The sequence below is a fragment of the Mycobacterium asiaticum genome (assembly GCF_001673365.1).
Classification (GTDB): domain Bacteria; phylum Actinomycetota; class Actinomycetes; order Mycobacteriales; family Mycobacteriaceae; genus Mycobacterium; species Mycobacterium asiaticum_A.
Genome location: NZ_LZLS01000006.1, coordinates 22,901 through 28,950 on the forward strand (window position 1 = coordinate 22,901; position 6,050 = coordinate 28,950).

Below are 6,050 nucleotides of genomic sequence, written 5' to 3' on the forward strand. Positions count from 1 at the left end.
CACCGGCCCCCTTTCCGGTGTAGCTGAGCCTGTCGCCGGATGTCCGGAAACGTCTGCGTAACACTGTCCACCGCGATCATCGTGGCGGTGGTGGGACTCACGGGTTGTTCGCATGACACCGCCAACAAATTGGACTCCAGTAATGCGCCGGCACTGCCCGCCACCTCCACCACCCAGACGACTCCGCCGGGCGCTCCCCTGCCGCCACCGGAAGCCTTGACCGATGTCCTGAACCGACTTGCTGATCCCGCTATACCCGGCACCGACAAGTTGAACCTCGTCGAAGGCTCAAGCCCCGAAACCGCCGCCGCGCTGGACAGGTTCACCACCGCCTCTCGAGACGGTGGCTACCTGCCGATGAACTTCCGGGCAGACAACATCGGATGGTCTAACAAGGAACCCGGCAATGTGACGGCCACCGTCGTGGTCACGACCGCCAATCCCGAACACCGCGAATTCATCTTCCCGATGGAGTTCAACCCCTTCCAGGGCGGCTGGCAACTATCCCGCGCAACCGCCGAAATGCTTCTGGCCATGCAGAATTCCCGCAGTTCGACCTCTGCGCCAGCGCCGGTGCCGCCGACGCCCGCACCACCGCCAACACCGACCCCCACGCCGTAAGCGAATGTGGATCGGTTGGCTCGAGTTCGACGTGCTGCTGGGCGACGTGCACTCACTCAAACAGAAGCGGTCGCTGATCCGTCCCGTCGTGGCGGAGCTGCAACGCAGGTTCAGCGTCTCGGCCGCCGAGACGGGTTCTCGCGACTTGCACCGCCGGGCCGGCATCGGCGTGGCAATGGTTTCGGGTGATCGCGCACATGCCGTCGAAGTGCTCGACGCCGCAGAACGACTTGTTGCGGCGCGCCCGGAGCTTGAGTTGCTGTCGGTGCGACGAGGCCTCAGTCGCAGCGATGACTAACTGTTGAGGACTAACTGGTGCGCTAGCCGTCGCGTCCCTCGCGCTTGCGCCCCAACGGCGCCGGAGCCACCGCGCCGGGTGCCAGTCGGCGGGAAGCCACCAAAAACGCGGTGTGTCCGCGCATCGAATGCTGCGGCCGCACAGCCAGTCCGACCACGTTCCACCCGCGCTGCAGCGTCTCCCACGATCGTGGCTCGGTCCAGCACTGCTGGGCGCGTATCGCTTCCACGACCTTCGACAGCTGAGTGACGGTAGCGACATACACCAGCAGTACGCCGCCCGCGACGACGAGCCGCGACACCGCGTCCAGCACTTCCCACGGCGCCAGCATGTCCAGTACCGCCCTGTCGAACGAACCGTCTGGCAGCTCTGAGTCGGCCAGGTCGCTGATGATCAGTTGCCAATTCTGCGGCGACTGACCGTAAAACGTGGTGACGTTGCGACGCGCATGTTCGGCGTGATCGGCGCGCTGCTCGTAGGAGATCACCTGCCCGTGCGGCCCAACCGCCCGCAACAGGGAAAGAGTCAACGCGCCGGATCCGGCGCCGGCTTCCAACACCCGGGCGCCGGGGAAGATGTCGCCTTCGTGCACGATCTGCGCGGCATCCTTGGGATAGATCACCTGCGGTCCGCGCGGCATCGACATCACATAGTCGACCAGCAGCGGCCGCATCACCAGAAACAACGCGCCGTTGCTGGATTTCACCACGCTGCCCTGCTGCAAGCCGATCACCGCGTCGTGGGCGATCCGGCCACGATGGGTATGGAACTCCGCACCCGGCGTAAGCGAAATCGTGTAGTGACGGCCCTTGGCGTCGGTGAGCTGAACGCGCTCCCCGACGGCGAGTGGACCGGTTGTCGACACGGCGTCTAGCGTGCCAGCCGACGCGCCGTTACCAGTGGCCGGGGGTTGTCGGAGTGCAGGCCTAGGCTGCGGATATGACCGACCAGCCGGAGGCGCGCTCCCGGCCGGCGCTATCACCGTCGCGGGCCGCCGACTTCAAGCAGTGCCCGCTGCTGTACCGGTTCCGGGCGATCGATCGGCTGCCCGAGGCGCCGTCGACGGCACAGCTGCGAGGTTCGGTGGTACACGCCGCAGTCGAACAGCTCTACGGGCTGCCGGCCGTGCAGCGCGGCCCGGACACCGCGGGCGCACTGGTCGCCTCGGCCTGGGACCGAGTGGTCGCCGGCGAACCCGGGCTGCTCACCGGCCTGGACGCCGAGCAGCGAACCGCGCTGCTCGATGAGGCGCGCAGCCTGCTCGCGGGCTACTACCGCCTCGAGGACCCGAGGCGGTTCGACCCGCAATGCTGCGAACAACGGGTGGAGGTGGAGCTGGCCGACGGCACATTGCTACGCGGCTACATCGACCGCATCGATGTCGCCGCCACCGGCGAACTGCGCGTCGTCGATTACAAAACCGGCAAAGCTCCGGCGGAAGCGCGAGCGCTGGCCGAGTTCAAGGCGATGTTCCAGATGAAGTTCTACGCGGTGGCGCTGCTTCGGTCGCGCGGCGTGCTGCCCACCCGGCTGCGACTCATCTATCTCGCCGACGGGCAGCTGCTCGACTACGCGCCGGACCATGACGAGTTGCTGCGCTTCGAGAAGACGCTGATGGCAATCTGGCGAGCCATCCAATCCGCGGGCCAGAGCGGCGATTTCCGCCCGAACCCGTCCCGGATGTGCAACTGGTGTCCGCATCAAGCGCACTGCCCAGCCTTCGGGGGCACCCCGCCGCCATACCCTGGCTGGCCCGAGCACTCCGGTAGTCGGGCGATCGCCCACCCGACCGAGCCGGCGGCATGACGACCAGCTATTACCGGCGCCTGGGCGCGGAAGGCGAATATCAATCGTTCGATTCCACCGACTACACCCGCAGCAGGCGCTGCAACGGCTTGCCGCCGTCGTCGACTGCGCCAATGGCGTCGGCGCAATCCTGGACTTCAACGAGTTCGCGGTACGGGCGCGGGCATCAGTCGGGCCCGATGGTGTGGGTGTGACGACGGCCGATGCCTTCGACCGAGACGGCTTTATCGGAACATCGGCTCAGACGCTGCTGATTCAGCGGCTCTAGTCCGATGGTGACGAAAGCTCTTGCAGCACCGTGGGAATCAGTTCGCTGACCGTCGGGTGAATGTGCATCGTGCGCGACAACGTCGTGTACGGCGCCTTGGCTGACATCACATCAAGCACACAGTGCACGGCTTCGTCGCCACCCACACCGAAGATGGCCGCGCCCAGGATCTCGTCGGTGTCTGCGTCGACAACAACCTTCATAAACCCTTGCGTCTCACCCTTTTCCACGGCCCGACCGACCCGGGTCATCGGCCGCTTGCCGACCAGCACCTTACGGCCGGCAGCCTGAGCCTGGCTGACCGTCATGCCGGCGCGCCCCAACGGCGGATCGATGTAGAGCGCATAGGTGGTGATGCGGTCGCTGACGCGACGAGGATCATCGTCGAGCAGGTTGGCCGCGACGATCTCGAAGTCGTTGTAGGAGGTGTGGGTGAAGGCGCCTTTGCCGTTGCAGTCACCCATGGCCCAGATGTGGTCGATGTTGGTCCTGAGCTGATCGTCGACTACGACGAAGCCGCGGCCGTCGGTCTGCACGCCCGCGGCGTCCAGACCCAGGTCGTCGGTGTTGGGTTGGCGCCCGACCGCCAGCAGCAGGTGACTGCCTGTTATCGGGTCGGCTCCGGTCCGCGGCGTGAGCTCGAAGCCTCCAATTTCACTGTTGCGCTTTGATACCCGCACGTCTTCGGCGCCCACGACGACATCGATGCCTTCGCCTTCCAGGATCTCCCGGATGGTGGCCGAGACGTCCTCGTCTTCGCGCGACGCCAACCGGGGGCCGCGCTCCACGACGGTGACCCGGGCACCGAACCGACGGTACATCTGCGCGAACTCCAACGCGATGTAGCTGCCGCCGACGATGACCAGATGCTCGGGCACCGTGTCGAGTTCGAGGACCGAAACGTTCGTCAGGTATTCGACCTCGGAAAGCCCCGGAATGTCGGGCACCACCGCTCGTCCCCCGACATTGAGGAAGATCCGCTCGCCGGTCAACACCTGGTCCCCGACTCGGATGGTGTGCGGATCCTCGAACCGGGCATGCCCGCGGAACACGGTGCAGCCGTCCATGCCGTCCAACCACGATTCCACCCCGTGGCGGTCCTTGAGCATGATGTCGTCTTTGCGAGCTTTGACCTTGGCCATGTCCACACTGACCGGCCCGGTGCCGACGCCATATTCTGCGCCGCGACGGGCCAGATGCGCCGCGTGCGCGCTGGCCACCAATGTCTTGGTGGGGATACAGCCATAGTTGACGCAGGTGCCGCCGACGTGCTGACGCTCGATCACCGCAACGCGTTGGCCGGCAGCGGTGAGCCGACCGGCCAGCGGCGGGCCGGCCTGACCGGCGCCGACGATGATCGCGTCGAACGCTTGCGCTCCGGAAGAACCCGGCGTCACAGAGCTGCTGCTGCGGCGACGATCGCGAAAGCGCCCAGCACGGCGACCGCGTCCTCGACCAGGGCGATCGGCAGATCATGACCGCCGTTCTTGGCTACCAGGGCGCGGCGCGCCTGGTACCCACCCAAGGTGCCCAGCACCGCGCCGATGATTCCGGCACCCAGCGAGCCGAACTTGTAGTTCCACGCGGTGCCGATTACCGCACCGGCGAACCCGCCCATAATGAGCCGCACGGCGAATACCGGCGGCGCGGTACGCGGCGGCGTCTTGGGCAGTTTGTCGTTGACGAGTTCGGCGACGGCAAGCACAGTCAGGATCACCACCGTGACCACATTGCCCACCCAGGCCGCCCAGGTTCCATGCAGATTGAGCCAGCTGAGGAACACTGCCCAGGAGACAGCCGCCGGAGCCGTCAGAGATCGCAACCCGGCGACGACACCGATCAACAAAGCCAAAAGGAGTACAAGAACCTGCGTCACAGCGATCCCTCCTGGGACAGACGTACAGCTTCGCGACGAATGGATACCCGAGGGGGGTCACGGGTCCCAGCGGGACGCTAACACAGGTCAACTTCCTGCGCAGGGTCAGAAACGGCAGAATCTGATGTCGGAAGCCAGAATCGCCTTGGCGCCGATAGCGGCGAGTTCGTCCATGGTGCGGTTGACGTCGCGACGCGGAACCAGCGCCCGCACCGCGACCCAGTCCGGATCGGCCAGCGGGGCGATTGTCGGTGACTCCAACCCCGGCGTGATGGCTGTAGCTTTGTCCAAAGCCGAACGGGGACAGTCGTAATCGAGCATCAGATACTGCTGGCCGAACACCACGCCCTGCACCCGGGCGATCAGCTGATCACGCGCCGCGCTCGGTTGGCTGTCGGCCCGCTCGATCAGCACGGCCTCCGAATCACACAGTGGCTCACCGAAAGCCACCAGATCATGCAGACTCAGCGTGCGGCCCGAACCCACCACGTCGGCGATCGCGTCGGCGACCCCGAGCTGTACCGAAATCTCCACGGCACCGTCTAGCCGGATGACAGTCGCCTCAATCCCTTTGGCGGCCAAGTCTTTTCGAACAAGGTTTGGGTAGGCGGTGGCGATGCGCTTGCCGGCGAGATCCGCCGTCGTCCAGTCCTGCCGGGCCGGTCCGGCGTAGCGGAACCTCGACGACCCGAAACCCAGCGCCAACCGTTCCTGCACTGGCGCATCGGAATCCAGCGCCAAGTCGCGTCCGGTGATCCCGAAGTCGAGTTCGCCGGAACCGACATAGATCGCAATATCCTTGGGCCGCAGGAAGAAGAACTCGACGTTGTTCACCGGGTCGATCACGGTGAGGTCTTTGGGATCGGTGCGACGGCGGTAGCCGGCCTCAGAGAGGATCTCACTGGCCGGTTCGCTCAACGCCCCCTTGTTGGGCACCGCTATCCGAAGCATCTTCACAGTTTCCGGTAGACGTCGTCGAGGGAAAGCCCGCGCGAAAGCATCAGCACCTGCGTCCAGTACAGCAACTGGCTGATCTCCTCGGCGAGCGCTTCGTCGGGTTCATGTTCGGCGGCCAGCCACACTTCACCGGCCTCCTCGAGGATCTTCTTGCCCTGTCGGCCTCGCACGGCGCCAGTGGCCTAAGCGATCGGGAGATCGAAGTCCTGCGGCTACTGGCCGAG

The 6,050-nt window shown here is 65.6% G+C and carries 7 protein-coding genes and 2 pseudogenes; 4 read left to right on the forward strand and 5 right to left on the reverse strand.

All coding sequences use genetic code 11. The features are described from left to right. The first annotated feature begins 39 nt into the window (after positions 1-39). A complete protein-coding gene (locus A5634_RS01315; RefSeq protein WP_065142288.1) occupies positions 40-621 on the forward strand; it encodes a hypothetical protein in 582 nt (193 codons plus the stop codon). Between the two features lie 4 nt (positions 622-625). Continuing rightward, entirely contained in the window at positions 626-919 is a 294-nt protein-coding gene (locus tag A5634_RS01320; RefSeq protein ID WP_065142289.1) for a DUF503 domain-containing protein, read from the forward strand. A gap of 22 nt (positions 920-941) precedes the next feature. Here the strand turns inward: A5634_RS01320 and trmI are convergent, their stop codons facing one another. Continuing rightward, positions 942-1,784: a tRNA (adenine(58)-N(1))-methyltransferase TrmI gene (gene trmI / locus A5634_RS01325; protein WP_065142290.1), complete on the reverse strand. Its 843-nt coding sequence runs from the start codon at positions 1,782-1,784 to the stop codon at positions 942-944. Positions 1,785-1,858: 74 nt separating this feature from the next. Here trmI and A5634_RS01330 point away from each other — a divergent pair, with 74 nt between their 5' ends. After that, positions 1,859-2,725 carry a RecB family exonuclease gene (locus A5634_RS01330; RefSeq protein ID WP_065142291.1) on the forward strand — a complete coding sequence of 289 codons (867 nt, stop codon included), beginning with the start codon at positions 1,859-1,861 and terminating at the stop codon, positions 2,723-2,725. A 67-nt stretch (positions 2,726-2,792) separates the two neighbouring features. Further along, positions 2,793-2,993: pseudogene (locus A5634_RS26795) on the forward strand (thioesterase family protein); the annotation flags it as partial. Here A5634_RS26795 and A5634_RS01340 read toward each other — a convergent pair. The 4 genes and pseudogenes from A5634_RS01340 to hisE form a co-directional block, all read right to left on the reverse strand. After that, positions 2,990-4,390, reverse strand: coding sequence for an FAD-containing oxidoreductase (locus A5634_RS01340; protein ID WP_065142293.1), 1,401 nt, complete (start codon positions 4,388-4,390; stop codon positions 2,990-2,992). The pseudogene A5634_RS26795 and the gene A5634_RS01340 overlap by 4 nt on opposite strands. After that, positions 4,387-4,869 carry a DUF4126 domain-containing protein gene (locus A5634_RS01345; protein WP_065142294.1) on the reverse strand — a complete coding sequence of 161 codons (483 nt, stop codon included), beginning with the start codon at positions 4,867-4,869 and terminating at the stop codon, positions 4,387-4,389. The genes A5634_RS01340 and A5634_RS01345 overlap by 4 nt, the downstream gene beginning before the upstream one ends. Positions 4,870-4,974: 105 nt before the next feature. Further along, entirely contained in the window at positions 4,975-5,820 is an 846-nt protein-coding gene (gene hisG, locus A5634_RS01350) for an ATP phosphoribosyltransferase (RefSeq protein ID WP_065142300.1), read from the reverse strand. Positions 5,821-5,822: 2 nt separating this feature from the next. Continuing rightward, positions 5,823-5,981, reverse strand: a pseudogene (gene hisE, locus A5634_RS01355) (phosphoribosyl-ATP diphosphatase); the annotation flags it as partial. Positions 5,982-6,050: the final 69 nt, after the last annotated feature.